The following is a 26,343-nucleotide window of genomic DNA, read 5'->3' as shown; positions in this document are numbered from 1 at the left end:
AGCGCTCAGCGTCGCTCGGGCTTCGCGCTGCGCGACATGAGCTCCTTGAGGGCGACCACCGGCGGCTTGCCCTCATGGACGATGCCGACGACCGTCTCCGTGATGGGCATGTCGACACCGTGCCGACGGGCCAGATCCAGCACGGACTCACAGGACTTGACGCCCTCGGCGGTCTGCTTGGTGACCGCGATGGTCTCCTGGAGGGTCATGCCCTTGCCGAGGTTCGTACCGAAGGTGTGGTTGCGGGACAGCGGCGAGGAGCAGGTCGCCACCAGGTCGCCCAGGCCCGCGAGTCCGGCGAACGTCAGCGGGTCGGCACCCAGCACGACACCGAGCCGAGCGGTCTCGGCGAGGCCCCGCGTGATGAGCGAGCCCTTGGCATTGTCGCCGAGCCCCATGCCGTCCGCGATACCGACGGCGAGCCCGATGACGTTCTTCACGGCACCGCCCAGCTCACAGCCCACCACGTCGGTCTCGGTGTACGGCCTGAAGTACGGCGTGTGACAGGCGGCCTGGAGGCGCTGGGCGACGGACTCGTCGGTGCAGGCGACCACGGCGGCGGCCGGCATCCGCGCGGCGATCTCGCGGGCGAGGTTGGGTCCGGTGACCACGGCGATGCGGTCGTGGCCGACCTTGGCCACGTCCTCGATGACCTCGCTCATCCGCATGGCGGTGCCCAGTTCGACGCCCTTCATCAGGGAGACGAGGACCGTGCCCGGCGCCAGCATCGGCGTCCACTCGGCGAGGTTGGCGCGCAGGGTCTGGGAGGGGACGGACAGCACCGTGAAGTCGGCGCCGGCCATGGCCTCCGCGGGGTCCGTGGTCGCCCGCATGCCCTGCGGCAGCTCGACGCCGGGGAAGTAGTCGGGGTTCGTACGGGTCGAGTTGATGGCCTCGGCGACCTCGGGGCGACGCGCCCACAGGGTGACCTCGCAGCCCGCGTCGGCGAGGACGATGCCGAAGGCAGTGCCCCACGAACCAGCACTCAGAACTGCCGCCTTGACGGGCTTGCTCACGTGCCCTGCCCCTCTTCCTGCCCGGCCTTTTCCTGCTCGGCCCTCGGCTGCGTCTGCCGGTTCTGCGCGGCAGTGCGGCGCCGCTGCTCGATGCGCTCCTGACGCGGATCGTACGGCCTCTCGGGCGCCTTCTCGCCGCGGATCTCCTCCAGCTGGCGGGTGATGGCGGCCATGATGACCTCGGTCGCCTCCTTCAGCAGCTCCGGGGTCATCTCCTTGTCGTAGAAGCGCGCGAGATCCACGGGCGGGCCCGCGAGCACCTGGTGGGTCTTGCGCGGAAGGAGGTTGAGCTTCTTGGTGTAGGGCGGCAGCAGTTCGTTGGCGCCCCACTGCGCCACCGGGATCACCGGGCACTTGGTCTGCAGGGCGACGCGTGCGGCACCGGTCTTGCCGGTCATCGGCCACTGTTCCGGGTCCCGGGTAATCGTGCCCTCGGGGTAGAACGCGACGCACTCGCCGCGCTCCACGGCGTCGATCGCGGCCCGGAAGGCGCTCAGCGCGTCCGTGGTCTCCCGGTAGACGGGGATCTGCCCGGTGCCGCGCATCGCGGCACCGACGAATCCCTTCTTGAAAAGCCCGCTCTTCGCCAGGAATCGCGGAACCCGGCCGGTGTTGTACTGAAAGTGCGCGTACGCGAAGGGATCGATGTGCGAATTGTGGTTCACCGCGGTGATAAATCCGCCCTCGGCCGGAATGTGCACCATTCCACGCCAGTCCCGCTTGATCAGAACCACCAGCGGCGGTTTGCAGAGCACCGCGGCGAAGCGATACCAGAAGCCGATTCTGCGGCGGGGCACGCGGACACCTTCCTCTAGGGATCTAAAACATCGGGCCGGAGGGCCGCACAAGTGTCGCCCCAGGCCGCCGGTCTGTCGAGAACACCGTACGCCTCGCCGCCGTCACCGCCAGATGGCCCTGGTGACGGCTGAGTGACAATGGCCGCGACAAGAGAGGGACGGAACGCTCGTGCAGTGGACCTTGGTCATACCCCTGAAGCCCTTGGCGCGGGCGAAGAGCAGGCTCTCGGACACCGCGTCGGACGGGCTGCGCCCGGGCCTGGCCCTCGCATTCGCCCAGGACACGGTGGCGGCGGCACTGGCCTGCCCGGCGGTGAAGGATGTGGCCGTCGTCACGAACGACGCCCTGGCCGGCCGCGAGCTGGGCGCACTTGGCGCGCATATCGTGCCGGACGAGCCCGCCGGCGGCCTGAACGCGGCGCTGGCGCACGCGGCGGCGGCCGTACGGTCATCCCGCCCCGAAAGCGCCGTAGCGGCCCTGAACGCCGATCTTCCGGCTCTGCGCCCACTGGAATTGGCCCGGGTCCTGGACTCGGCCGCGGAATTCCCGCGCTCTTTTCTCCCGGACGCGGCAGCAATCGGCACGACTCTGCTGGCCGCGAGCCCGGGCCGGGAATTGCTGCCGGCATTCGGCACGGATTCCCGGGCCCGTCATCGCGCGTCAGGGGCCGTGGAACTTCCCCTTGCGGAGGTGGATTCCGTACGCCAGGACGTGGACACCGGCGACGACCTGCGGGCCGCGCTGGCTTTGGGCGTGGGCCGGCGAACGGCGGCGGCAGCCGCACGCCTCCTGATCGAGGAGCGGTAGCTACCACCCCCTTAGAGGCGCGGGGCTGTGTCCATATGCGGCTCCGCCGCGCGGGCGCGACCAGCCCCCACGGCGGTGCAGCCGAAAAACAACCCATCGCGGCACCCTCACAGTGGAGCGCATAGGCTGCGACCATGCAGGCCACCGCATACACCTACGACGAGAACACCCGCTCCGGCAGCGTCCTCCTGGACGACGGAACCCCGGTCCCCTTCGACGCCCCCGCCTTCGACGCCGGAGGCCTACGGCTGCTGCGCCCCGGGCAACGGGTCCGTATCGAGACGGAGGGCGAGGGCGCGTCCCTGCACATCACGCTGGTGACGCTGCAGACCCTCTGAGAACACGCCGCGGGCCGGACTCCCCACGGAGTCCGGCCCGGCGCGTGAGTGCCCCTGCGGTTCTACCTCTTGCGGGCGGTGGCCTTGGCGGTGGTCTTGCGAGCCGTCGACTTCTTGGCGGGCGCCTTCTTGGCGGTCGCCTTCTTCGCCGGGGCCTTCTTGGCCGTCGCCTTCTTGGCCGTGGTCTTCTTCGCCGTGGTCGTCTTCTTGGCGGCCGTCGTGGTCTTCTTCGCCGGCGCCTTCTTCGCGGTGGTCTTCTTGGCGGTGGCCGTGGTCTTCTTGGCCGTCGTCTTCTTCGCCGTGGTCTTCTTGGCGGCGGCCGCCTTGGTGGTCTTCTTCGCGGCGGCCTTCTTGACCGTCGCCGCGGCACCACCGGTCAGGCTGCCCTTGGGCGCCTTCTTGACGGCGACCTCGCCACCCCGCGGCAGCTTCTTCGAGCCGCTCACCAGGTCCTTGAAGCCCTGACCGGCACGGAAGCGCGGAACAGAGGTCTTCTTGACCCGAACCCGCTCGCCCGTCTGAGGGTTGCGGGCGTAACGAGCAGGCCGGTCGACCTTCTCGAACGAACCGAAGCCGGTGACCGAAACCCGCTCACCCGAGACGACCGCGCGGACGATCGCGTCCAGTACGTGGTCGACAGCATCGGCGGCCTGCTGGCGGCCGCCCATCTTGTCGGCAATCGCTTCTACGAGCTGCGCCTTGTTCACGTCTTCCCCTTCGGAGACATCGCCAGAACGAAAGTGTTCAAGCTTTTTCGCACGTTAGGCAGATATATACCGCAAATCAAACACGAAACGGGCTAATCACCCTTGTGCCGCAACAGACTCGGCTGTCTCGAAGGTTGTTCAGCGTTCGTCTTCGGGGAATCGCCCCGCCTCAAGATCCGCCATGAACCGCTCCAGACGCCTTGTCGCTTCGGCGACGTCGTGCTTGGCCGCGGCCGTAATGACCAGCAGCTTCCGGGTCAGCGCCATCCGTACGCCCTCCGGGACTTGCAGTGCGCGCACTGTTGTGTGCGCTTCCTTCAGTTGGTCCGCGACTGCCGCATAGAGCTCGAGTTGGCCGTCGTGTTCCATGCACAGATTGTGCCATCTGGGGCGAGTTGTCGCCTGCCAGGGGTGCAACTCCGGCCTCAAATGGCCTTCCGGGCACTTGCGGAAGTCACGGCCACACCACTCGCGTACCCCAGCAACACCCTTCTTAACGTGGGAAGTTGAGACCCGGACGCAAGCGGCGCAGGGCCGTTCGGGTGCAGACATGGCAGTACCCCCGATCGGGCTGATCGGGGGTACTCGGGGGTGTTGCGGTGGCCGAAAGTCGTCTTGCGCCGAAACTCGCCGCGGTCCGTGCCGGGACTTTCGGATCAGGCCTGAAGCGTGCGCGGCTTGAACGACGGCCGCTTCGCCTCGTAGGCCGCGATGTCGGCCTCGTTCTGCAGGGTGATCGAGATGTCGTCGAGGCCGTTCAGCAGCCGCCAGCGGGAGTTCTCGTCCAGCTCGAAGGAGGCGGTGATGCCCTCGGCGCGCACCTCACGGGCCTCCAGGTCGACGGTGATCTCGGCCTGCGGGTCCTTCTCCGTGAGCTCCCACAGCGCGTCCACGATCTTCTGCTCCAGAACCACCGTGAGCAGGCCGTTCTTGAGCGAGTTGCCGCGGAAGATGTCCGCGAAGCGCGAGGAGATGACCGTCTTGAAGCCGTAGTTCTGCAGCGCCCACACGGCGTGCTCACGGGAGGAACCGGTGCCGAAGTCGGGACCGGCGACCAGCACCGTGGCGCCCTGCCGCTCGGGCTGGTTGAGGATGAACGTCCCGTCCTTGCGCCAGGCCTCGAACAGCCCGTCCTCGAAACCGTCCCGCGTGACCTTCTTGAGCCAGTGAGCAGGGATGATCTGGTCGGTGTCGACGTTGGAGCGGCGCAGCGGGACGGCCCGGCCGGTGTGCTTGGTGAATGCTTCCATGGCTGATCAGACTCCAGCGGGCGTACGGGTCTCGGCGTCGGACAGGTCGGCCGGGGAGGCCAGGTGGCCCAGGACCGCGGTGGCCGCCGCGACCTGCGGCGACACCAGGTGGGTACGACCGCCCTTGCCCTGCCGGCCCTCGAAGTTGCGGTTGGAGGTGGACGCGGAGCGCTCACCGGGGGCCAGCTGGTCGGGGTTCATGCCCAGGCACATCGAGCAGCCCGCGTGCCGCCACTCGGCGCCGGCGTCCTTGAAGACGACGTCCAGACCCTCGGAGACGGCCTGCAGACCGACCCGCGCGGAGCCCGGGACGACCAGCATCCGTACGCCGTCGGCGACTTTGCGGCCCTTGACGAGCTCGGCGGCGGCGCGCAGGTCCTCGATGCGGCCGTTGGTGCACGAGCCTACGAAGACGGTGTCCACCTTGATGGAGCGCAGCGGCTGACCGGCCTCCAACCCCATGTACTCCAGGGCCTTTTCGGCGGCGAGGCGCTCCGAAGCGTCTTCGTACGAAGCCGGATCGGGGACGGACGCCGAAAGCGGCGCGCCCTGGCCGGGGTTGGTGCCCCAGGTGACGAACGGCGACAGTTCGGCGGCCTCGATCACGACCTCGGCGTCGAACTCGGCGTCGTCGTCGGTCTTCAGCGTCTTCCAGTACGCGACGGCCGCGTCCCAGTCCTCGCCCTTGGGGGCGTGCGGGCGGCCCTCGAGGTAGTCGAAGGTGGTCTGGTCAGGGGCGATCATGCCCGCGCGGGCGCCGGCCTCGATCGACATGTTGCAGATGGTCATCCGGGCCTCCATCGAGAGCTTCTCGATGGCGGAGCCGCGGTATTCCAGGACGTAGCCCTGGCCGCCACCCGTGCCGATCTTGGCGATGATCGCCAGGATCAGGTCCTTGGCGGTGACGCCGTCGGGCAGTTCGCCGTTGACCGTGATGGCCATGGTCTTCGGGCGGACCAGCGGCAGCGTCTGGGTGGCCAGCACGTGCTCGACCTGGGAGGTGCCGATGCCGAAGGCGAGGCCGCCGAAGGCGCCGTGCGTGGAGGTGTGCGAGTCACCGCAGACGACCGTCATACCGGGCTGGGTCAGGCCCAGCTGCGGGCCGACGACGTGCACGACGCCCTGCTCGACGTCGCCCAGGGGGTGCAGGCGCACACCGAACTCGGCGGCGTTCTTGCGCAGCGTCTCCAGCTGGACGCGGGAGACCGGGTCCGCGATGGGCTTGTCGATGTCGAGGGTCGGGGTGTTGTGGTCCTCGGTGGCGATGGTCAGGTCGAGCCGGCGCACCTGGCGACCGCTCTTGCGGAGGCCGTCGAAGGCCTGCGGGCTGGTCACCTCGTGCAGCAGGTGCAGATCGATGAAGAGGAGGTCGGGCTCGCCCTCGGCGCGCCGGACGACATGGTCGTCCCAGACCTTCTCCGCGAGTGTCCTACCCATCGCTTTCCCTCCGGCCGGCTTACGGTCCGCCGGCCCAACTAGAGATCTTGAGAAGGCGGCCACCGCCCGCGCCCCTGCTTCCGGGCGTCCGCCGCCAGGCCCGCTCTGGTTTACGGGCCGCTCTGCCTTCGTTCTTCCAGAGTGGCGTGTTCCACGGAAAATTGAACTTGCGTTTCACAGAGTGAGACGCGAGTATCGTTTCATGGACAACAGTAGCGGCGTCGGCGTTCTGGACAAGGCAGCCCTTGTCCTGAGCGCCCTGGAGTCCGGTCCGGCCACCCTCGCAGGGCTCGTCTCGGCCACCGGATTGGCACGACCCACGGCACATCGACTGGCCGTGGCTCTGGAACACCACCGCATGGTGGCGCGTGACATGCAGGGCCGGTTCATTCTCGGCCCTCGGCTCGCGGAACTGGCCGCGGCCGCCGGTGAGGACCGTCTCCTCGCCACGGCGGGCCCGGTCCTCACCCACCTCCGTGACGTCACGGGCGAGAGCGCGCAGCTCTACCGTCGCCAGGGCGACATGCGCATCTGCGTCGCCGCGGCGGAACGCCTGTCCGGCCTTCGGGACACGGTCCCGGTCGGCTCGACGCTGACGATGAAGGCGGGCTCCTCGGCTCAGATCCTCATGGCCTGGGAGGAGCCGGAGCGCCTGCACCGGGGCCTGCAGGGCGCCCGCTTCACGGCGACGGCCCTCTCGGGCGTACGACGCCGAGGCTGGGCCCAGTCGATCGGCGAGCGCGAGCCGGGCGTCGCGTCCGTCTCCGCGCCGGTGCGCGGCCCGTCGAACCGCGTGGTGGCCGCGGTGTCCGTCTCCGGCCCCATCGAGCGTCTGACCCGTCACCCCGGCCGCATGCACGCCCAGGCGGTCATCGACGCCGCCGGCCGCCTCTCCGAGGCCCTGCGCCGCACCGGCTGACCTTTCGGGTACATCGACGAGGGGACCTGCCTCAACGCCGCGGCAGGCCCCCTCGTTCCCCCGATCCCCCCGGTGATCCCCCCGGTCACCCGGCTTCTTCTGCCACCCCGGCCGCCGCCCGGTGCGCGAACCGGTCCTTCGCATACCGGCCCCGTCGCTCCACCGGTACCTGCCCATGCGCCGCCGCCAGGCCGAACGCCGGCATGTCCGCGTAGATCGACTCGTACGACCCCTCGGGCACCACGTACGCCTCGTGCCACAACCCCACGTGGCCCCGCACCTTCCCCGCCCGCTCCTTGCGGTTGACGATCCCCCACACCCGGTGATGGAACATGTCCGGCGAGGCGGCGTACGCGTACAGCTTCTCCTTGGACTCCCAGTACTGGACGACGTAGTACGTCCGCGGCGAGGCCGTCAGCAGGACGCGCCCCAGCAGCCCCCGGTCAGCGTCCCGCGCAAGCTCCCCAAGCATGCGGAACATCGACAGCATGACCGGCAGCCACTGGTGCACCGCCCAGAAGTGATTGATCCGCATCCCGATGAGCAGGACCACCACATCGCCCTCGGCATCCGCGGTCGTACGACCCAGCAGCGGCTTCGCGAACATGACGGCCCCCTGACTGCCCTCACGGGATAGCGGCACTATCCTTATGGTCGGTGATTGGATAGTGGCACTTCCCAATGAGAGGCGCAAGAGATGCGGCTGGCGGAGCTGAGCGAGCGCAGCGGGGTGCCCGTCGCGACGATCAAGTACTACCTGCGCGAAAGCCTGTTGGCCCCCGGCCGCCAGATCAACGCCCGCACCGCCGAGTACGACGAGGAGCATCTGCGCCGGCTGCGTCTGGTGCGCGCGATGATCCAGGTCGGGCGGGTACCGGTGGCGACGGTCCGGGAGGTGCTCGGGCATGTCGACGATGACGCCCTGCCCCGGACGATCCGCCTGGGCGCCGCCCTGTGGGCGCTGCCGCAGGTCCCGGAGCCGGACGAGGACGACGAGTACGTCCGGGCCGCGCACGACGTGGCCGATGAACTGCTGGAGTCCCTGGGCTGGTCGAACGCCAAGGCGCTGGTCACGATCTCGCCGTCGTACCGTTCGCTGGTGGTGGCGGTGGCCGCGCTCAGACGGCTCGGTTACGACTGGGACCCTCAACTGCTGCTGGCGTACGCCCGGTTGATGCATGGCGCGGCGGTCCTCGACCTGGACTTCGTCGAGACCCACGCGACGGAGGCCGAGAAGGTGGAGACGGCTGTCCTGGGGGCGATCCTCGTCGAGCCGATGCTGCAGGCCCTGCACCGGCTGGCCCAGGAGGAGGAGTCGGCGCGCCGGTACGGCTTCGGCGACAAGGAATGACGAAGGCCCCCCACCGAAGTGGAGGGCCTTCACTCTGTACCCCCGACCGGATTCGAACCGGCGCTACCGCCTTGAGAGGGCGGCGTGCTAGGCCGCTACACAACGGGGGCGTGGATCTTACGTTTCCGCAGATCCGAGCTGGTCTACCTGGACTCGAACCAAGACTAACTGAACCAGAATCAGTCGTGCTGCCAATTACACCATAGACCAATGTGGTTTAGACCAGTTCGTACCCCCGACCGGATTCGAACCGGCGCTACCGCCTTGAGAGGGCGGCGTGCTAGGCCGCTACACAACGGGGGCCCTAGCGATTCCGAGAAGATCGGAACCAGTACCCCCGACCGGATTCGAACCGGCGCTACTGCCTTGAGAGGGCAGCGTGCTAGGCCGCTACACAACGGGGGCTTTGCAGATGAGCTCTGCGAGCTGGCCTACCTGGACTCGAACCAAGACTAACTGAACCAGAATCAGTCGTGCTGCCAATTACACCATAGGCCACTGGAACGCAAGCCCCTGAGGGGATCTTGTTCTAGTTTGCTCCCCCGGTTTCCGGCCTTTCGGCCCGCTCCCCGGCGGCGCAGGAAGAACATTACCCGAAGGTGGACGGGGCTCCAAAACGGGTATCGGCGCCGAGGAGCGCGGGGAGTTCGGCCAGGGAGGCGATCCGGTGCGGTCCGCCGGGGGCGTCAGCGCTGGTGTACACGCCGTCACGGTCGATCCAGACCGACAGCAGCCCGGCCTCCGCGGCACCCCGTCCGTCGATCTCCGGGTGATCGCCGACGTACGCCACCTGGTGCGGGACGAGCTCCAGGGCGGCGCAGGCGGCGTGGAAGGCGCCGGCGTCCGGCTTGGAGACGCCGAGCTCGGCGGCGCACAGGATGGCCTCGAAGCGGTCGTGCACACCGAGCACGCGCAGCTTGCGGTCCTGGACGTGGATGCTGGAGTTGGACAGCACCGCGTGCCGATGGCTGGCCGCGAGGGCGTCCAGGACGGGCAGGACGTCCGGGAAGAGGGCCCAGGCGGTCTCGTAGTGCGCGATGTACCGCTCGAACCAGGCATCGGCCTCGCCGTCGGTCAGTTCCGCACCGAGAAACACCCGCACCCGGTCCCGGCGCTGCCCCTGGAAGGTGACCTCGCCCACCGAGAACCGCGCCCACTGCCGATCGGTGACCTCCCGCCAGCGCACGAGGGCCTGCTCGACGCTGCCGTACGCGTCGAGCAGGCCCTCGGCCGTCAGATGGGCGCGCATTCCGGCGCGGTCCGCCGTGGTGTAGTCGAAGAGGGTGTCGTCCACGTCCCAGACCACGGCGCGAATGCTCATGATCCGACGGTATCCCGGATGGCGGGAGTCCGTCCGTCAGTTGACCGTCGTCGTACCGGTCGCGGTGAGGGCGGGGCCCTCGCCGTCACGCGGCTCGGCAGTCAGCTTCCAGGTGTACGTGCCGACGATCCGGCGGCCGTCCTCCCCGTAGCCGTCCCAGGCGGCGCGGACGGCGGCGCCTTTGGTGCTGCCGGTGAGGGTGCGCACCACCGTGCCGCCGCTGTTACTCAGGGTGAGTGTCCAGGCGGCCGGCTTGTTGAGCTGCCAGACGGGCTGCCAGGGGTTCGCCTTCGTCGGGCTGCCCGGCACGACGTCCGTCCGGGCCTCCGTCTGCGCGAGCGCCGAGGCGGGGACACCGCTGCCCACGATCGACACTTCGCCGTAGGTGCCGTTGAGGTAGGCGATGTGGCCGCCGAAGCGGTCGACGGCCCAGCGGCCGTTGCTGCCTCCGGTGTTCTGGTCCCCGGTGGGCAGCTTGACCAGGGTGCGGGTGGCGGGCGTGCCGGTGTGGAAGTCGGTGAGCAGCAGTTCGTGGGTGGTGCGGTTCTCACGGAGCAGGAAGCCGTCGGCGAGGCGGGCCGGGCCGTTGTCGGCCGGGACCGTGATCTTCCGGTTGGTCGCCCGGTCGTAGACACCCGCGGTGGAGCCGCAGGACCAGTACAGCCAGGTGTTGACGGCCTGGAGGTCGGTGGGAGTGCAGGGGGCGCCCGTGGCGACGGTGGCGACCGTCTGGCCGGTCTTGAGGTGCTTGCCGACGACGGAGCCCTGGGTGCTGCCGGGGGTCCACATCACCTCGCCCCAGACGGCGGCGGCGGTGCGGGCGCGGGTGACGACGGTCTCGCCGGTCGTCGTGCCGCCCGGGAGGTCGACGACCTTCTGGGTGCCGGAGCCGCCGTTGTGGAGCACATAGCGGCCGCTGCCGCCGGGGATGCGGCCGCCGGCGTCGTCCATGGGCTCGGTGCGTGTGCTGGTGGCGTCGAGGCCGACGCCGGCGACGGATTCCTGGCCCTGGGCGTCGGTCCAGAGATAGGCGACCCGGCCGTCGCCCAGGGCCTCCAGCTGGGGGCAGGCGGCGTCGCCGGTGAGGCAGGTGATCTCGCTCAGTGCCGGACTGCGGGGGTCTGCTGACCGGTGGGCCTGCCCGTCGCGTCCAGCTGAAAGCTGTTGAAGCGGGGGTAGCCGCCGCCGGTCGTCCTGCCGTACAGGAACAACTCGCCGCCGGCGAGGGCCAGTCCGTCGACACCGGTCGCGGACGCCTGGATCCGGGCGGCCTTGTCGGTGGTGGCTCCGCCGTCCTGGGTGGGCGTGATCCGGTGGACGTTCCAGTCGAGGCTGGAAGGACCGGCGGTGGCGAGTGCGCCGCCGTCCGGGGTCGGGCCGATGCCGCCGAAGGAGGGGGTGAGTACGGTGCTCGCGGCCCCGGTCACGAGGGAGCGGGCGTTGAGTGCGGGCTGGGTGCCGGCCGGGAGGAAGTCCGGGTTTCCGGCGAGGACTTGGTCACCCACGACGGCTTCGAGCCGACCGGGCAGTCCGGTGACCGCGGTGGGCTGGGTGCCGGACTCGGCGTCGACGCGGATCGCCTTCCAGTCGGCGACCAGCCAGCGGTCGTTGAAGACGACATCCGAGTCTGCGCGCAGGCCGGTGACATACGTACGGAAGGCACCGTCCGCGAGGTCGACGAGGTCGACGAGGCCGACGGACGTCGTGCCGTCCAGCGTGTGGACCACGGCGAGACGGCGGACCGAGCCGCCGGTGGCGAAGGCGGTGATCTGGGCGCCCGTCGGGAGCCCGATGACCGGAACGTCCGTGGTGGTCCCGTCGGCGGCGGCGCGCAGGACGTGCAGGGCTCCGCCCGTGTCCTGAGTCAGCACGCTCCAGCCGAGGGCGGCCCTGTAGGTCCGGCCGGACGGGATCGTGACGGTGGCGGTCGCGCCTGTGGGGCGGTGCTTCTGTGTGACTGTGGAGCCGCTGCGGGTGGTGACGACGTCGGTGCCGGTGGCGAGGTCGTCGGGGCCCGCGTGCGCGGGCGGTACGACGTCCGGGTACTCCACCCAGGTGGTGGAGCCGCCGACGGTCGGCCGGTACTGGAAACCGGACGTGCCGGCCCACAGGTACGTGATCTCGATCCGCTTCTCCGAGCTGAGCCGGACCGTCCCGAGGGGCGGGTCCGCGGCCTGCGCAGGTGTGATCGGCAGGGCACACGTCAGGGCCACCGCCCCGCTGAGCGCCACCTTGGCAAGTCTTCGTGAACGAGTCACGTTCCCCTCCCCGTACAACAAGGTGCACATGCGCATCATGTGCACGGGGAGCATCCAACGACCCCTCGGCAAGCGGCTGTTGGCCTGAAGGGTGAACTCCGGGTGACGTCTGGGCGGACACGCGAAGGGCGGCGCCCGAACCGGACGCCGCCCTGGTGTGCACGCGCTACGCGGCCAGCTTCGCCAGCGCCGCGTCGATCCGGGCCAGAGTCTTCTCCTTGCCCAGGACCTCCAGGGACTCGAAGAGGGGCAGACCGACCGTGCGGCCGGTGACGGCCACGCGGACGGGGGCCTGGGCCTTGCCGAGCTTGAGGCCGTGGGCCTCGCCCGCGGCCAGGACGGCCTCCTTCAGCGACTCCGGGGAGGTCCAGTCGGCCACGTCCAGCTTCTCGCGGGCCGTGCGCAGGAGAGCGTCGGAGCCCTCCTTCATGGCCTTGGTCCAGCTCGCCTCGTCCTGCACCGGCTCCGGCAGGAACAGGAAGTCGACGTTGTCCGTGATCTCCGAGAGCACCTTCAGACGGGTCTGGGCGTGCGGGGCGATCGCCTGCCACTTCACCTCGTCGAAGGCCTCCGGGGCCCAGGGGGCGAACGGGGCCTGGAGCCAGGGGCGGCAGCGCTCGGTGAAGTCCTTCGCCTCGAGCAGGCGGATGTGGTCGCCGTTGATCGACTCGCACTTCTTCAGGTCGAAGCGGGCCGGGTTGGGCTGCACGTCCGTGACGTCGAAGGCCGCGACCATCTCGTCCATCGTGAAGATGTCCTGGTCGGCGGAGAGCGACCAGCCCAGCAGGGAGAGGTAGTTGAGGAGGCCCTCGGGGAGGAAGCCGCGCTCGCGGTAGAGGTTCAGCGACGACTGGGGGTCGCGCTTGGAGAGCTTCTTGTTGCCCTCGCCCATCACGTACGGCAGGTGGCCGAACTCGGGGATGCCCTTGGCGATGCCCAGCTCCATCAGCGCCTTGTACAGGGCGATCTGACGGGGCGTCGAGGAGAGCAGGTCCTCGCCGCGCAGGACGTGGGTGATCTCCATCAGGGCGTCGTCGACCGGGTTCACCAGCGTGTACAGCGGGGCGCCGTTCGCGCGGACAATGCCGTAGTCCGGGACGTTCTCCGGAGTGAAGGTCAGCTCACCTCGGACCACGTCCGTGAAGGTGATCGTCTCGTCGGGCATGCGGAAGCGCACGATCGGCTCGCGGCCCTGCGCCTTGTACTCCTCGACCTGCGCGTCGGTCAGGTCGCGGCAGTGGCCGTCGTAGCCGGAGGGCTTGCCGGCGGCGCGGGCGGCCTCGCGGCGGGTGTCCAGCTCCTCCTGGGAGCAGTAGCAGTGGTACGCGTGACCGCCGTCCAGGAGCTTGGCCGCGACCTCCTTGTAGAGGTCCATGCGCTGCGACTGGCGGTACGGCGCGTGCGGGCCGCCGACCTCGGGGCCCTCGTCCCAGTCGAAGCCCAGCCAGCGCATCGAGTCGAGCAGCTGGCCGTAGGACTCCTCGGAGTCGCGGGCCGCGTCGGTGTCCTCGATGCGGAAGACGAGCGTGCCCTGGTGGTGCCGGGCGAACGCCCAGTTGAACAGGGCGGTGCGGACCAGGCCCACATGGGGGTTACCGGTGGGCGAGGGGCAGAAACGTACGCGGACGGGTGCGCTAGCCACGCTTGACAACCTTGTTGGTGAGAGTGCCGATGCCTTCGATGGTGACGGCGACCTCGTCGCCGACGGTGAGCGGCCCGACGCCTGCCGGGGTGCCCGTGAGGATCACGTCGCCGGGGAGCAGCGTCATGGCCTCGGAGATGTTGACGATCAGATCCTCGATCGGGTGGATCATCTCGCTGGTGCGGCCGAGCTGGCGTTGTTCGCCGTTGACGGTGAGCTGGATGGTCAGGTCGGACGCCTTGGCGAGGTCCAGGTCCGTCTCCACCCAGGGGCCCAGCGGGCAGGAGGAGTCGAAGCCCTTGGCCCGGGCCCACTGCTTCTCGCGCTTCTGGACGTCACGGGCGGTGATGTCGTTGGCGCAGGTGAAGCCGAAGATCACGTCCTTGACGCGCTCGCGCGGGACCTCGCGGCACATGCGGCCGATGACGACGGCCAGTTCGGCCTCGTGGTGGAGGTCCTCGGTGAAGGAGGGGTACTGGATCTCGTCACCGGGGCCGATCACCGAGGTGGAGGGCTTGAAGAAGGCGAAGGGCGCGTCCGGTACCTCGTTGCCCAGTTCCTTCGCGTGCTCCGCGTAGTTGCGGCCGAAGGCCACGACCTTGTTGGGGAGCACGGGGGGCAGCAGCCGGACCTTGCTCAGCGGGACCTTCGTGCCGGAGAGCTCGAAGTCCGCGAACGGGATGCCCTTGATGATGTCGAGGACGAGCTCGTCCGGCCTGTCGCCCTCGACCGCGCCGAAGGCGACGTTCCCGTCGATGGAGAATCTGGCGATGCGCACGGGATCTTGCGCCCCTCACTTGAGCCGGCTGGAGTCTGACGCTCCAGGCTAACGCGGGGAAGGGCGGGCGCCTCGCGCATTACCGCCGTACGCGGGCGCTTTGAGTGATCCGGGGCCGACGCGCGTATTAACCGGCGACGGAGGCCGTGGCGGGGGCCTCCATGAGGATGGTGCGCCGGGGGTTGGCGGTCTGGGTGGGGAGGTCGACGGAGTGCTCCTGCTCCGGGGTCTGCAGGGCGTCGGCGTCCTCGAGGTGCGCCAGCGTCGTGCGCCGCGGGTTGGCTATGTTGTGGAACATCATCGTCGTCTTCACGGTTGTACGTGACCCTGTCATGTCGGGGCGCCGGTGGAGCTGGTCTCGCGCGGGCGCGGGTTGTCAAAGTCTTACATCATGTAAAGCGTCAGGCTAAACATGCGATTCCCCTCCGCAGTCGCGAAGACCCCTTGATATGCGTGTGAGTTTGCTCACGACTCTGGGGGCAAAACGGTCAATTCAGGCTCGCAATCCACCCCCACGAAACAGACATTGACCCCCTGAAGCCCTCATTCCGCTCCCGATCATGGCGACTGGGACACCTCCTACACCCGAGCGGCTCGTGGGCATAAGTCCGTTATGGTGCGGATCAGTTTCTACGGCAGGTAATCTCGCCCTCACGTGGTGTCACGGATGTCACGGCTCGACCTACGGGCCTTGTTGGAGATCCTGCACTGTGCTGGAATTCCACGGACCGCCGCAGGATCGAGCCGGCGCACAGGGGGCGCATCGAGCGCCTAGTGGCGGCGAGAAGGGGGAGCCAGCGCCGGTCACTCACGACCACCAGGGAGCGTGTTCAGGACGCTCCCCATGACGCCGACACCGTGTCCGTCCGTTCACGCGGAGGGGCGCCTGGTCCAGAGGTTGCGACGCTAGTGCAGGGACGTTTCAAGAGGGATGGCAGCGCTTCGGCGGAGCCGGAGCACGGCGGGACCGACCGAGGTCCCTCGACCCAGCACGCCCAGAACCAGGGTCCGGCCCCGTCCGTCGACGGCGGTGAGCGCTCCGGGCGCCCCGCCGTGTCGGCGTCCCCGGGGGCCGCGAACCCTTCCGCGCCGGCCGCGAAGAAGGCCCCCAGGAGCACCGGCGGCCCCGGCACGCGAATAGCCCTGCGCAACTGGCGCATCTCCACCCGCCTGGTGGCGCTGCTGACGCTTCCGGTGGTCGCGGCCACCTCGCTGGGCGCCCTGCGTATCAGCGACAACATGGACGACATCCAGCAGCTCGACAACATGAAGCTGCTGACGGACATGACGAAGCGGGCCACCGAGCTCGCCGCCGCGCTCCAGGAGGAGCGCGACCAGTCCGCAGGTCCGCTCGCGCACGGCGCCAAGGCGACCGACTACACGGTCAAGGGCTACCGGGACAAGACGGACCGGGCCCGGGACAGCTTCATCGAGGCGTCCGAGGAGATCGACGACAACAGCAAGGACGGCAACCTCAAGGGCGTCCGCGAGAACCTCGTCCAGCTCGTAGGTGACCTGGGCTCCATCGCGAAGATCCGCAACACCGCCTACGAGGCCAAGGACAACTCCACGCAGACCGTGGAGGCCTACCACCGTCTGATCACCAACCTGCTCGGTCTCTCGCAGGACATGGCGGAGGCCACCAGCAACCCGGAGATGATCCAGAGCACGCGTGCCCTGGCGGCCTTCTCCACCGCCAAGGAGTACGCCTCCATCCAGCGCGCGGTCCTCGCGGCGGCACTGCCCGCGAACAACGACAGCGTCGGTGACCTCTCCGAGAACGACCGGCTGTACGCCGAGTCGGCGCTGACGAGCCAGCGGTCCGAGCTGAAGAGCTTCCGGAGCATCTACGGCACCCAGGGCGCCGCCGACCTGCTCAAGTCCATCGAATCGGGCAACCCGACGATCACGGCCAGCGACAAGTACGCCAACCGCGCGCTCGGCAACCCCAACGCCCTCGACGACCTGGAGAAGCGCTCCTACCGGGACTGGGTCGACGACAGCACCACCAAGATCCAGCAGATGCGCGCCATCGAGACGACGCTGCTGGAGGACATGGAGCAGAAGGCCCGCGAGCTGCGCAACGAGTCGGAGCGCGAGGCGATCATCTCCGGTGCGCTGATCCTGCTCGTGCTCGGTGTCTCGCTGGTCGGCGCCTTCGTCGTGGCCCGGTCCATGATCCGCTCGCTGCGCCGTCTGGAGGAGACCGCCACCAAGGTCGCCCAGGACCGGCTGCCCGAGCTGGTCAAGCAGCTCTCCGAGTCCGACCCGCAGGACGTCGACACCTCCGTCGAGTCGGTCGGTGTGCACTCCCGGGACGAGATCGGCCAGGTGGCCGCGGCCTTCGACGACGTGCACCGCGAGGCGGTCCGCCTCGCCGCCGAGCAGGCCCTGCTGCGGGGCAACGTCAACGCGATGTTCACCAACCTCTCGCGCCGCTCCCAGGGTCTTATCCAGCGCCAGCTGTCGCTGATCTCCGAGCTCGAGTCCCGTGAGGCCGACCCGGACCAGCTGTCCTCGCTGTTCAAGCTCGACCACCTCGCGACGCGTATGCGCCGTAACGGTGAGAACCTCCTCGTCCTCGCCGGTGAAGAGCCCGGCCGTCGCTGGACCCGTCCGGTCCCGCTGGTCGACGTGCTCCGCGCCGCCGCGTCCGAGGTGGAGCAGTACGAGCGCATCGAGCTGGCCTCCGTGCCGACCACCGAGGTCGCCGGCCGCGTGGTCAACGACCTCGTGCACCTGCTCGCCGAGCTGCTGGAGAACGCGACCTCCTTCTCCTCGCCGCAGACCAAGGTCAAGGTCACCGGTCACGCGCTGCCCGACGGCCGCGTCCTGATCGAGATCCACGACACCGGCATCGGCCTCTCTCCCGAGGACCTCGCCGCGATCAACGAGCGGCTCGCCTCGCCGCCCACCGTGGACGTCTCCGTCTCCCGCCGCATGGGCCTCTTCGTGGTCGGTCGTCTGTCGCAGCGGCACGGCATCCGCATCCAGCTGCGCCCGTCCGACTCCGGTGGTACGACCGCGCTGGTCATGCTCCCCGTAGATGTCGCCCAGGGCGGCAAGAAGCCCGCTCCGGGCAAGCCCGGCCCGGGTGGTCCGGGTGGCTCCGGTGGCCCGGCCGCCGCGCAGGCCGCCGCCGGTGCGGCTGCCGCCCGTCGCCAGGCCCAGGCCGGTGGCGGCTCCCTCGGCGCGGGTGCGCCGGGTGGCGGCGCCCTCGGTGCCGGTGCGTCCGGCGGGGGCCGGCTCGGTGCCGGTCAGGGACCGCGGGCCGCGCTGCCGGGACGTGACGGTGGCGGGCTTCCGGGTGGACCCGGTGCCCCGCGTGGACCGCAGGGCCAGGGCGGCGCCCCGTCGCAGGGCCGGCCGTCCCCCGCGGGCGCCGGCTTCGGTGGCCAGGCTCCGGGTGCTCCGCAGGGACTCCAGGCCGCGGGTACGGGCCAGGACCCGTTCGGCGCGAGCCAGGACGCCTTCGGCGGCCCCCGCGGCACGGCCCCCGGACGCGAGCAGTCCCGGCCGGGCGCCCCCGCGGCGCCGCAGTCCCCGCCCCCCGGTGCCGAGAAGGGCCGTCGTGGCCGTCAGCCGCAGCTTCCGCCGCGCGGTGGTCCGCGTGCCGAGCTGCCGGGCGGCCAGCCGTCCCGCCCCAGCTGGAGCGACGAGAACGCGCAGCCGCCGGTGCCGCGCGCCTCGCTCGACACCCCGCGCGGGCACGACGAGGACCCCGCACAGACCTCCCGGATGCCGCGCGTCGACGACCGTCAGGGCCCCGCCTCACCGGCTGCCACGTCGGAGTTCGCCCGCCCGGACTTCGACGCCCAGTCCCCGGGCGCGTACAACCCGCAGAGCACGGGCCAGTTCCCCGGCCCCGGGTCGAACGAACCGCAGGGCACGGGTCAGTTCGTCCGCTCGGACGTCTACGGTGCCCCGAACGGGCAGAACACCCCGTCGCAGCCGGGCCGGCCCACCGCTCCGCAGGCGTACGACGTCAGCTCGACGGGCCAGCACGCCCTGCCCGGCCACCAGAACCCCGAATCCTCCGGGCAGTTCGAGCGGCCGCAGGTCAACGGCACGTACGGCGGCAATGGCGGCTTCGCTGCCCCGCAGCCCCCGGTCCCGGCCCCGGCGCGTCCGCAGCAGCGGCCCGCCCGGCAGGAGCCCGAGGCGCTGCCGCCCGCGACGGGTCCCGGTGACGGGCGCACTCCGCTGTACGACACGCTGGAGACCAACTGGTTCCACGGCGGTCCGCAGGGCCGTCAGCCCGGTGCGGACGGCTCGGCTCCGGCGTCCGCTCCGCAGGAGCCGCAGGCTCCCGCGGCCCCTCCGCAGTCGTCCTCCGCTCCCCAGCGGACCTCTTCGACCGCCTGGCGCAGCTCGCCGAACGACGACCTCGTTCGGCAGGCGGAACGCGTCCGGCAGCCGGCCGCGGGTGGGGTCACCACCTCCGGCCTTCCGCGCCGGGTACCCAGGGCGAACCTCGTCCCGGGTACGGCTCAGCAGCAACAGCACCAAGCCGGTCCGCAGGTCTCGCGTGCGCCTGACGACGTACGCGGCCGGCTGACCAATCTCCGTCGGGGTATCGCACAAGGTCGCGAGGTCCGCAACGGCCAGACCGGCAGCTTCCCGAACCCCACTCACCAGCAGGAGCGTTAGTTGAGCCAGATGAGCCAGGCGGCACAGAACCTCAACTGGTTGATCACCAACTTCGTGGACAACACCCCCGGGGTGTCCCACACCGTCGTCGTGTCCGCCGACGGCCTGCTGCTGGCGATGTCGGAGGGTTTCCCGCGCGACCGTGCCGACCAGCTGGCGGCCGTCGCGTCGGGTCTGACCTCGCTCACCGCGGGGGCCTCCCGGATCTTCGACGGGGGCAGCGTGGCACAGACCGTCGTCGAGATGGAGCGGGGATTCCTCTTCCTCATGTCCGTCTCGGACGGCTCGTCCCTCGCCGTCCTCGCACACCCCGAATGCGACATCGGCCTCGTCGGCTACGAGATGGCGCTGCTGGTCGACCGGGCGGGCGCGGTGCTCACACCGGACCTACGCGCCGAACTCCAAGGCAGTCTGCTCCACTGAACACCCCCGGATCCACCCGTCTCACCACATCACCGTCCGGCCGACACAATCCCCCCACCGGCCCTTGCCAGACGGCTTGACTGACCGACTTGCTGTCCCCGCCCGGAGGATTCATGACCCCGCCCACCGCCTCTCATGATCCGTACGCGGAGCCGTACGAGGATGAGGGCGACCAGCCGCTGGTACGTCCGTACGCGATGACCGGCGGCCGGACCCGGCCGCGCTACCAGCTGGCCATCGAGGCCCTGATCAGCACGACGGCCGACCCGGCAGCGCTCATGGGGCTCCTCCCGGAGCACCAGCGCATCTGCCATCTGTGCCGTGAGGTGAAGTCGGTCGCCGAGGTGTCGGCGCTGCTGTCCATGCCGCTGGGTGTGGCCAGGATCCTCGTCGCGGACCTCGCGGAGGCCGGCCTGGTCGCCATCCACCAGCCGGGCGGCGACGAGAACAACGGCGGCGCTCCGGACGTGACGCTGCTCGAAAGGGTGCTCAGTGGACTTCGCAAGCTCTGAACCAGGCCGGGCGACCACCTCCGCGAAGATCGTGGTGGCGGGTGGCTTCGGCGTGGGCAAGACCACGTTCGTCGGCGCGGTCTCGGAGATCAACCCGCTGCGCACCGAGGCCGTCATGACGTCCGCGAGCGCGGGCATCGACGACCTCACGCACACCGGGGACAAGACCACCACCACGGTGGCCATGGACTTCGGTCGTATCACCCTGGACCAGGACCTGATCCTGTACCTCTTCGGTACGCCCGGCCAGGACCGCTTCTGGTTCATGTGGGACGACCTGGTGCGCGGCGCCATCGGCGCCGTCGTCCTGGTGGACACCCGCCGTCTCGCCGACTGCTTCCCCGCGGTCGACTACTTCGAGAACAGCGGGCTCCCCTTCGTCATCGCCCTCAACGGCTTCGACGGACACCAGCCCTACACACCGGACGAGGTGCGCGAGGCGCTGCAGATCGGCCCGGACGCGCCGATCATCACCACCGACGCGCGGCACCGGGCCGATGCCAAGAGTGCGCTGATCACGCTGGTGGAGCACGCGCTGATGGCCCGGCTGAGGTAGATCAAGTCGGAAGCGCCATACGGCAGTTGTCGTAGATGTGCCGGAGCCGACTGTGGCCTTTGACACGGTCGGCTCCCTTGTTCATAACGTTTCGGCAGAGGAATCGGGTGGTATGGCCACTCGTCGCGGTCAAGCGGTGTCGCTGCGCGCACGAACGCCCCGTCTTTTGACGGGGCTCGCTCTTTATGACCGTTTTATCTAGGGCTTACATCACTCGGAATCCACCTCTTCCACTGTTTGGAAGAGCGCAGGCCGACGTGCTGGAATGCGAGAACTGCCCAATAGTCAAAGACGTACTCAGCAGTAGTGCGTACTCCATGGCGAACTGGGCTCTGAGACACAGCGGCACATACGTAGGTGCCGACCCCGCCGGAAGGTTGTTGGTCGAGTGAGGCGAAGCAAGAGCAGTCCCGAGCCGTCGGCCCGGGGCAACTTCACCCCGCCGCCGCGCGGAGCGGCGCCCGCCCCTGTGCCCGGATCGGAACCAACGGCGGCGCCTGCCCCAAGCGGCGGCCGTCTCTCGCCGCGCAACTGGCGCGTGCCGACCCGGCTGAACGCGATCCTGCTCATACCCGTGCTGGTCGGCCTCGTCATGGGCGGCTTCCAGGTGAAGAGCTCGATCGACACCTGGCAGGAGGCCGAGGACGCGGAGAACACCGCGCGTCTGGTCGCCGCCGCCCTGACCTACGGCGACGCCCTGCTGGAGGAGCGCGACTCGACCGCCGCTCCCCTGCTGCAGGGCAAGGGCGAGGACGACCCGACGGTCGTGGCGGCCCGCAAGAAGACCGACGAGGCCGCCGACGCCTTCGACGTGGCCGCCCAGAACATGCCGGACCGGCCCAACCTGGTGCGCCGTCTGGAGCGCTTCCGTGAGGTCGAGCCCGAGCTGACGGACCTGCGCGCGGCCGCCTACACCACCAAGCTCAAAGGCGTGGAGACCGAAGAGGGCTACGTCAACGTCGAGCACCGGCTGCTGGAGTTCTCCAACGAGCTGGGCCTGGGCACCGGCAACATCACCAGCTACGGCCGTACGGTCTACGCCATCTCGCTGACCAAGGGCGCGCTCTCCCTCCAGCGCTCCATCGGCATGCACATGCTGGTCAAGCCCGGCCCCAAGGCGACGGACCTCGCCAAGCAGCGCGTGGCCCTCTCCTCGTACGCCTACCTGGAGGGCATCGCCATCCAGGAGTACCAGAGCGGTGGCACCGAGGCGGACATCCAGAAGCTCCAGGACGCCACGGCGCAGATCAAGACCGACGGCGCCGCCATGGCCGCCGCGGCCAAGCAGAAGAACCCGGACTACGTGGCGCCGCCGGCCGAACCGACCAAGGCGGTCGGCCTGCTGGCCCAGCTCAGCTCCACGGACACCAGTGAGCGGGCGGCGCTCGCCCAGCAGGGCATCACCGCCGAGAACTGGTGGGCGGCCAACACGCTCAGGTACAACGCCTACCGCGACATCGAGAACGACCTCGCCAACACCGCGGTGAACGAGGCCTCCGTCATCTCCGACGACGCCAAGCGCGACGCCCTGATCACCGGTGCCGCCGTCGTGGTCGCCCTGCTCGCCGCGTTCATCCTGGCCGGTATGGTCGCCCGCCAGATGTCCCGCGCGATGCGCCAGCTGCGCAACGCCGCCTTCGGCATCGCCGAGCAGCGTCTGCCGATGCTGGTCGACCAGCTCTCGCGCACCGACCCCGGCCGCGTGGACACCCGGGTCGCGCCCATTCCGATCAACACCCGGGACGAGATCGGCGAAGTCGCCCGCGCCTTCGACCAGGTCCACCGCGAGGCCGTCCGGCTCGCCGCCGAGCAGGCGCTGCTGCGGGGCAACATCAACGCGATCTTCACCAACCTGTCGCGCCGCAACCAGTCGCTGATCGAGGGCCAGCTGACCCTGATCACCGACCTGGAGAACAACGAGGCCGACCCGGACCAGCTGGAGAACCTCTTCAAGCTGGACCACCTGGCGACCCGTATGCGCCGCAACGGCGAGAACCTCCTGGTCCTCGCCGGCGAGGAGCCCGGCCGCCGCTGGGACCAGCCGGTCCCGCTGGTCGACGTCCTGCGCGCCGCCTCCTCCGAGGTGGAGCAGTACGAGCGCATCGAGCTGTCGGGCGTCCCGGAGGCCGAGATCCACGGCCGCGCCGTGACCGACCTCGTGCACCTGCTCGCCGAGCTGCTGGAGAACGCGACGACGTTCTCCTCCCCGCAGACCAAGGTCCGCGTGACCGCCACCCGTCTCCCCGACGGCCGGGTCATGATCGAGATCCACGACAAGGGCATCGGCCTCACCGCCGAGGACTTCGCGGACATCAACCACAAGCTGGCCAACCCGCCGACCGTGGACGCCGCGATATCCCAGCGCATGGGCCTGTTCGTGGTCGGCCGGCTGTCCGACCGGCACGGCATCCGCGTCCAGCTGCGCCCCTCCGGCGAGCAGGCCGGCACCACCTCGCTGGTCATGCTGCCGGACGCGATCACGCACGGTGGCGGCGGCGAGCAGCAGCCGGCGCAGGACGAGTTCACCGTCTCGCAGATCATCCCGGAGCAGCACTTCCAGGGTGAGAACTTCAACCAGCCGCAGATGCGTACGGCCGCCGAGCTGGGCTTCGACGACAGCCGCTACGAGGTCCCGGACGACCTCCGCGACCTGGACCCCGTCGGCCGCTCCCTGATGCGCGAGGAGCGCCGGGCGGCTCTGGAGGCCCAGAGCCACGGCCAGCAGCCCGCCCTGGAGAACCCCGAGGCGCCGGCGTACGACGAGTTCACCGGTCAGCCGGCCTACGACGGCCGGGGCGGCTTCCCCGAGCAGTCCGGCGGGTACGACCCGCAGCCGGCGCAGCCGACGTACGAGGAACAGCGGCAGACACAGTACGAGGAGCAGCAGCACTCGTCGTACGACGACGGCTACTACGCGCCGAACGGCGGCCTGTCGCAGAACGACACCTTCTCGTCCAACGGCGGCTACCCCGAGCCCTCCTATCCGGAACCGGTCCGCGAGGAGTCCGCCCCCGCGAGCGCCTCCGCCCCGGAGACCTTCCCGGCCTTCGAGCAGCGGCGTCACCAGGACGACTGGCCGCAGCAGAACAACTACCGGAACAGCTATCAGGACCAGTACGCTCCGGAAACGGAATCTGTGCAGGCCGATGACGCGAACGAGCCCGACCGCGTAGGCTTCGACCGTCCGGGACCGGCCTCCGCCGCCGCCCACGCACTGACCGACGCCGGGCTCCCCCGCCGTGGGTCCGCCGCGAGCGGCACCAACGGCACTCGGCCCGTGCGGCAGGAATCGCCGGCCCCCACGCCGGAGAGCAACGGCGACAGCAGCTGGCGTTCGGCGAACGACGACCGCTGGCAGCAGGCCGCGCAGCTCCGGAAGCCCAAGGCGGGCGGGGTGACTTCCTCCGGCCTGCCGAGGCGGGTACCCAAGGCCAACCTGGTCGAGGGAGCCGCCGAGACCACCCCCCAGGGAGGTCCACAGATCTCCCGCGCTCCCGAGGACGTCCGGGGCAGGCTGAGCAACCTGCGCCGCGGTGTCCAGCGGGGACGCAGCGCGGGCAGTGAAACGAACGGCCAGGCCACTAGGAATCAACACAGTGGTCCTGACAGCACCTACAACCAGGAGCGTTAGTGTGAGCCCGATGAGCCAGGCGGCACAGAACCTGAACTGGTTGATCACCAACTTCGTGGACAACACCCCCGGGGTGTCGCACACGGTGGTGGTCTCCGCCGACGGACTCCTTCTGGCGATGTCCGAAGGGTTTCCGCGTGACCGCGCCGACCAGCTCGCGGCCGTCGCCTCCGGTCTGACCTCGCTGACCGCGGGTGCCTCGCGGATCTTCGAGGGCGGCAGCGTGAACCAGACGGTTGTGGAGATGGAGCGGGGGTTCCTGTTCCTCATGTCCATCTCCGACGGATCGTCGCTCGCGGTTCTCGCCCACCCCGAGGCGGACATCGGCCTCATTGGGTACGAGATGGCGCTCCTGGTCGACCGTGCCGGTACGGTCCTGACGCCGGATCTGCGTGCGGAGCTCCAAGGCAGCCTGCTCAACTAACAGACAGTCGGTGCGTTTTGGCGTCCCGTGGCCGTAAGGTTTCGGGACGCGGCTCCACATGATGGGTGCCAGGCACAGTCGGAGGAGGAGAGAGAGTGGCAACACCCCCAGGCGGTTCATCGTCGGGCAATTGGTCGTACGGCCCCGGCCAGGGCCAGAACGACGGTTCCCAGAACCCGAACCGTTACAACTTCCCCTCCACGCCCAGCCAGCGGCAGCCGTACGCGCCCCAGGGTCCCGGACCCTCGCCGTACGACCAGCCGCCGGCGCCGCGCATCCAGCCGGTGCAGCCGCAGCGACGCGCCCCTGAGCCGGCGCCCGCCGGGTCGTCGAACAACCCCCTGGTGCGCCCGTACGCCATGACCGGCGGCCGGACGCGCCCCCGCTACCAGCTCGCCATCGAGGCGCTGGTGCACACCACCGCGCAGCCGCACCAGATGCAGGGCCAGTTGCCCGAGCATCAGCGGATCTGCAACCTCTGCCGTGAGATCAAGTCGGTGGCCGAGGTCTCGGCCCTCCTGACGATCCCTCTCGGCGTGGCCAGGATCCTCGTCGCCGACTTGGCGGAGGCGGGCCTGGTCGCCATCCATCAGCCGGGCGGCGACGAGAACGCCGGCGGCCAGCCAGACGTGACACTGCTCGAAAGGGTGCTCAGTGGACTTCGCAAGCTCTAGCGGCGGTCCTTCCCGCTCCACCACCTCGGCGAAGATCGTGGTGGCGGGTGGCTTCGGCGTGGGCAAGACCACGTTCGTCGGGGCCGTCTCGGAGATCAACCCGCTGCGTACCGAGGCCGTCATGACGTCAGCTTCGGCCGGCATCGACGACCTCACCCACACCGGAGACAAGACGACCACGACGGTCGCCATGGACTTCGGTCGTATCACCCTGGACCAGGACCTGATCCTGTACCTCTTCGGTACGCCCGGCCAGGACCGCTTCTGGTTCATGTGGGACGACCTGGTGCGCGGCGCCATCGGCGCGATCGTCCTGGTGGACACCCGCCGTCTCGCCGACTGCTTCCCCGCGGTCGACTACTTCGAGAACAGCGGGCTCCCCTTCGTCATCGCCCTCAACGGCTTCGACGGCAACCAGCCGTACAACCCGGACGAGGTGCGGGAAGCTCTGCAGATCGGCCCCGACACCCCGATCATCACCACCGACGCCCGCCACCGGGCTGACGCGAAGTCGGCGCTGATCACGCTGGTGGAGCACGCGCTGATGGCGCGGCTGCGGTAGGCAAGGCAGGACGCACGTAATAACGGCCCGCGGCCGCCTCCTTCGGGAGGCGGCCGCGGGCCGTTTCGCAGGAGCGGGTCGCGGCTTCACGGACGGCTGCGGGCGCGTGGCCCGCTCCCCTGCAGGTGCGACCAGTGGGCCAATCCTCAGGGGCGCGGGGAACCGCGCGAACGGCCCACGACCACCCGCAGCCGCCCACGAGACAGCACCCCCCGAGCTCCCAGGCGCCCCTCATGCCGACGGCCCCGCCCTCCCGACAGGAGAACGGGGCCGTACAAGCGCCGCAGGC

The 26,343-nt window shown here is 69.7% G+C and carries 25 protein-coding genes and 5 tRNA genes; 12 read left to right on the top strand and 18 right to left on the bottom strand.

The genetic code is table 11. The annotated features are described in order from the left end of the window. Positions 1–5: 5 nt before the first annotated feature. Together ABIE67_RS33085 and ABIE67_RS33080 are read right to left on the bottom strand one after the other, a co-directional pair. Positions 6–1,016 carry an NAD(P)H-dependent glycerol-3-phosphate dehydrogenase gene (locus ABIE67_RS33085; RefSeq protein WP_370265047.1) on the bottom strand — a complete coding sequence of 337 codons (1,011 nt, stop codon included), beginning with the start codon at positions 1,014–1,016 and terminating at the stop codon, positions 6–8. After that, complete coding sequence (locus tag ABIE67_RS33080) at positions 1,013–1,813, bottom strand: lysophospholipid acyltransferase family protein (protein WP_370265046.1); 801 nt, start codon at positions 1,811–1,813, stop codon at positions 1,013–1,015. Before ABIE67_RS33080 ends, ABIE67_RS33085 begins: the two co-directional genes overlap by 4 nt. Before the next feature lie 169 nt (positions 1,814–1,982). On the opposite strand from ABIE67_RS33080, the gene cofC reads away from it, so the two are divergent. Then, on the top strand, positions 1,983–2,621 hold the full coding sequence (gene cofC / locus ABIE67_RS33075) for a 2-phospho-L-lactate guanylyltransferase (protein WP_370265045.1): 639 nt from the start codon (positions 1,983–1,985) through the stop codon (positions 2,619–2,621). A gap of 134 nt (positions 2,622–2,755) precedes the next feature. Then, positions 2,756–2,959: a hypothetical protein gene (locus ABIE67_RS33070; RefSeq protein WP_370265044.1), complete on the top strand. Its 204-nt coding sequence runs from the start codon at positions 2,756–2,758 to the stop codon at positions 2,957–2,959. A 62-nt stretch (positions 2,960–3,021) separates the two neighbouring features. Here ABIE67_RS33070 and ABIE67_RS33065 read toward each other — a convergent pair whose 3' ends face one another. The 4 genes from ABIE67_RS33065 to leuC form a co-directional block, all read right to left on the bottom strand. Further along, a complete protein-coding gene (locus ABIE67_RS33065; RefSeq protein WP_370265043.1) occupies positions 3,022–3,666 on the bottom strand; it encodes an HU family DNA-binding protein in 645 nt (214 codons plus the stop codon). A 138-nt stretch (positions 3,667–3,804) separates the two neighbouring features. After that, complete coding sequence (locus ABIE67_RS33060) at positions 3,805–4,035, bottom strand: hypothetical protein (RefSeq protein WP_370265042.1); 231 nt, start codon at positions 4,033–4,035, stop codon at positions 3,805–3,807. A gap of 287 nt (positions 4,036–4,322) precedes the next feature. After that, complete coding sequence (leuD, locus tag ABIE67_RS33055; protein ID WP_370265041.1) at positions 4,323–4,916, bottom strand: 3-isopropylmalate dehydratase small subunit; 594 nt, start codon at positions 4,914–4,916, stop codon at positions 4,323–4,325. 6 nt (positions 4,917–4,922) lie between these two features. Then, positions 4,923–6,353 (bottom strand): 3-isopropylmalate dehydratase large subunit, encoded by a 1,431-nt coding sequence (leuC, locus tag ABIE67_RS33050; protein ID WP_370265040.1) that lies wholly within the window; start codon positions 6,351–6,353, stop codon positions 4,923–4,925. A 202-nt stretch (positions 6,354–6,555) separates the two neighbouring features. On the opposite strand from leuC, the gene ndgR reads away from it, so the two are divergent. Continuing rightward, positions 6,556–7,272, top strand: coding sequence for an IclR family transcriptional regulator NdgR (gene ndgR, locus ABIE67_RS33045; RefSeq protein WP_048580622.1), 717 nt, complete (start codon positions 6,556–6,558; stop codon positions 7,270–7,272). An 85-nt stretch (positions 7,273–7,357) separates the two neighbouring features. Here the strand turns inward: ndgR and ABIE67_RS33040 are convergent, their stop codons facing one another. Next, on the bottom strand, positions 7,358–7,879 hold the full coding sequence (locus ABIE67_RS33040; protein ID WP_370265039.1) for a DUF4188 domain-containing protein: 522 nt from the start codon (positions 7,877–7,879) through the stop codon (positions 7,358–7,360). A gap of 90 nt (positions 7,880–7,969) precedes the next feature. On the opposite strand from ABIE67_RS33040, the gene ABIE67_RS33035 reads away from it, so the two are divergent. Further along, entirely contained in the window at positions 7,970–8,623 is a 654-nt protein-coding gene (locus ABIE67_RS33035) for a MerR family transcriptional regulator (RefSeq protein ID WP_370265038.1), read from the top strand. Positions 8,624–8,660: 37 nt separating this feature from the next. On the opposite strand, the gene ABIE67_RS33030 is transcribed toward ABIE67_RS33035, so the two are convergent. From ABIE67_RS33030 to ABIE67_RS32980, 11 genes are all read right to left on the bottom strand, one after another. Further along, positions 8,661–8,733: transfer RNA gene (locus ABIE67_RS33030), tRNA-Glu, on the bottom strand. Between the two features lie 28 nt (positions 8,734–8,761). Beyond that, positions 8,762–8,833: transfer RNA gene (locus ABIE67_RS33025), tRNA-Gln, on the bottom strand. Positions 8,834–8,853: 20 nt separating this feature from the next. Continuing rightward, a tRNA-Glu gene (locus ABIE67_RS33020) sits at positions 8,854–8,926 on the bottom strand. 29 nt (positions 8,927–8,955) lie between these two features. Then, a tRNA-Glu gene (locus ABIE67_RS33015) sits at positions 8,956–9,028 on the bottom strand. A gap of 21 nt (positions 9,029–9,049) precedes the next feature. Continuing rightward, positions 9,050–9,121: transfer RNA gene (locus ABIE67_RS33010), tRNA-Gln, on the bottom strand. Positions 9,122–9,212: 91 nt separating this feature from the next. Continuing rightward, positions 9,213–9,944, bottom strand: a complete 732-nt coding sequence (locus ABIE67_RS33005; protein WP_370265037.1) for an HAD family hydrolase — start codon at positions 9,942–9,944, stop codon at positions 9,213–9,215. A 36-nt stretch (positions 9,945–9,980) separates the two neighbouring features. Continuing rightward, positions 9,981–10,895: a hypothetical protein gene (locus tag ABIE67_RS33000; RefSeq protein ID WP_370265036.1), complete on the bottom strand. Its 915-nt coding sequence runs from the start codon at positions 10,893–10,895 to the stop codon at positions 9,981–9,983. Positions 10,896–11,044: 149 nt separating this feature from the next. Further along, positions 11,045–12,202 carry a hypothetical protein gene (locus ABIE67_RS32995; protein ID WP_370265035.1) on the bottom strand — a complete coding sequence of 386 codons (1,158 nt, stop codon included), beginning with the start codon at positions 12,200–12,202 and terminating at the stop codon, positions 11,045–11,047. Positions 12,203–12,368: 166 nt separating this feature from the next. After that, positions 12,369–13,853, bottom strand: a complete 1,485-nt coding sequence (gene gltX / locus ABIE67_RS32990; RefSeq protein ID WP_370265034.1) for a glutamate--tRNA ligase — start codon at positions 13,851–13,853, stop codon at positions 12,369–12,371. Continuing rightward, complete coding sequence (locus tag ABIE67_RS32985) at positions 13,837–14,622, bottom strand: fumarylacetoacetate hydrolase family protein (RefSeq protein ID WP_370265033.1); 786 nt, start codon at positions 14,620–14,622, stop codon at positions 13,837–13,839. The genes gltX and ABIE67_RS32985 overlap by 17 nt, the downstream gene beginning before the upstream one ends. 127 nt (positions 14,623–14,749) lie before the next feature. After that, positions 14,750–14,935, bottom strand: a complete 186-nt coding sequence (locus tag ABIE67_RS32980; RefSeq protein WP_370265032.1) for a hypothetical protein — start codon at positions 14,933–14,935, stop codon at positions 14,750–14,752. Between the two features lie 596 nt (positions 14,936–15,531). Between ABIE67_RS32980 and ABIE67_RS32975 the strand changes: the two genes are divergently transcribed. From ABIE67_RS32975 to ABIE67_RS32940, 8 genes are all read left to right on the top strand, one after another. Then, the gene (locus tag ABIE67_RS32975) at positions 15,532–19,272 is read left to right on the top strand and encodes a nitrate- and nitrite sensing domain-containing protein (protein WP_370265031.1); all 3,741 of its coding nucleotides are present in this window, start codon (positions 15,532–15,534) and stop codon (positions 19,270–19,272) included. Positions 19,273–19,281: 9 nt separating this feature from the next. Further along, positions 19,282–19,695, top strand: a complete 414-nt coding sequence (locus ABIE67_RS32970) for a roadblock/LC7 domain-containing protein (protein WP_093910158.1) — start codon at positions 19,282–19,284, stop codon at positions 19,693–19,695. Between the two features lie 113 nt (positions 19,696–19,808). Beyond that, positions 19,809–20,207 carry a DUF742 domain-containing protein gene (locus tag ABIE67_RS32965; RefSeq protein ID WP_003997626.1) on the top strand — a complete coding sequence of 133 codons (399 nt, stop codon included), beginning with the start codon at positions 19,809–19,811 and terminating at the stop codon, positions 20,205–20,207. Beyond that, a complete protein-coding gene (locus tag ABIE67_RS32960) occupies positions 20,188–20,763 on the top strand; it encodes an ATP/GTP-binding protein (protein ID WP_030051303.1) in 576 nt (191 codons plus the stop codon). Before ABIE67_RS32965 ends, ABIE67_RS32960 begins: the two co-directional genes overlap by 20 nt. 388 nt (positions 20,764–21,151) lie before the next feature. Then, positions 21,152–24,394 carry a nitrate- and nitrite sensing domain-containing protein gene (locus ABIE67_RS32955; RefSeq protein ID WP_370265030.1) on the top strand — a complete coding sequence of 1,081 codons (3,243 nt, stop codon included), beginning with the start codon at positions 21,152–21,154 and terminating at the stop codon, positions 24,392–24,394. 10 nt (positions 24,395–24,404) lie between these two features. Beyond that, a complete protein-coding gene (locus ABIE67_RS32950) occupies positions 24,405–24,818 on the top strand; it encodes a roadblock/LC7 domain-containing protein (protein ID WP_030948713.1) in 414 nt (137 codons plus the stop codon). A 95-nt stretch (positions 24,819–24,913) separates the two neighbouring features. Further along, positions 24,914–25,492: a DUF742 domain-containing protein gene (locus tag ABIE67_RS32945; protein WP_048580614.1), complete on the top strand. Its 579-nt coding sequence runs from the start codon at positions 24,914–24,916 to the stop codon at positions 25,490–25,492. Continuing rightward, the gene (locus ABIE67_RS32940) at positions 25,473–26,054 is read left to right on the top strand and encodes an ATP/GTP-binding protein (protein ID WP_026248371.1); all 582 of its coding nucleotides are present in this window, start codon (positions 25,473–25,475) and stop codon (positions 26,052–26,054) included. Before ABIE67_RS32945 ends, ABIE67_RS32940 begins: the two co-directional genes overlap by 20 nt. Positions 26,055–26,343: the final 289 nt, after the last annotated feature.

It is taken from the genome of Streptomyces sp. V4I8, from assembly GCF_041261225.1.
GTDB lineage: Bacteria > Actinomycetota > Actinomycetes > Streptomycetales > Streptomycetaceae > Streptomyces.
This window is presented reverse-complemented; position numbering and strand designations above follow the sequence as displayed.

Excerpts from the sequence above, each read along its gene's own strand:
- leuC (WP_370265040.1), bottom strand. The coding sequence starts at position 6,353 with ATGGGTAGGACACTCGCGGAGAAGGTCTGGGACGACCATGTCGTCCGG.
- ABIE67_RS32950 (WP_030948713.1), top strand. The coding sequence starts at position 24,405 with ATGAGCCAGGCGGCACAGAACCTGAACTGGTTGATCACCAACTTCGTG.
- ABIE67_RS33000 (WP_370265036.1), bottom strand. The coding sequence starts at position 10,895 with ATGGACGACGCCGGCGGCCGCATCCCCGGCGGCAGCGGCCGCTATGTG.
- ABIE67_RS33040 (WP_370265039.1), bottom strand. The coding sequence starts at position 7,879 with ATGTTCGCGAAGCCGCTGCTGGGTCGTACGACCGCGGATGCCGAGGGC.
- ABIE67_RS33060 (WP_370265042.1), bottom strand. The coding sequence starts at position 4,035 with ATGGAACACGACGGCCAACTCGAGCTCTATGCGGCAGTCGCGGACCAA.
- ABIE67_RS33070 (WP_370265044.1), top strand. The coding sequence starts at position 2,756 with ATGCAGGCCACCGCATACACCTACGACGAGAACACCCGCTCCGGCAGC.
- ndgR (WP_048580622.1), top strand. The coding sequence starts at position 6,556 with ATGGACAACAGTAGCGGCGTCGGCGTTCTGGACAAGGCAGCCCTTGTC.
- ABIE67_RS32970 (WP_093910158.1), top strand. The coding sequence starts at position 19,282 with ATGAGCCAGGCGGCACAGAACCTCAACTGGTTGATCACCAACTTCGTG.
- ABIE67_RS32965 (WP_003997626.1), top strand. The coding sequence starts at position 19,809 with ATGACCCCGCCCACCGCCTCTCATGATCCGTACGCGGAGCCGTACGAG.
- ABIE67_RS33035 (WP_370265038.1), top strand. The coding sequence starts at position 7,970 with ATGCGGCTGGCGGAGCTGAGCGAGCGCAGCGGGGTGCCCGTCGCGACG.
- leuD (WP_370265041.1), bottom strand. The coding sequence starts at position 4,916 with ATGGAAGCATTCACCAAGCACACCGGCCGGGCCGTCCCGCTGCGCCGC.
- ABIE67_RS33005 (WP_370265037.1), bottom strand. The coding sequence starts at position 9,944 with ATGAGCATTCGCGCCGTGGTCTGGGACGTGGACGACACCCTCTTCGAC.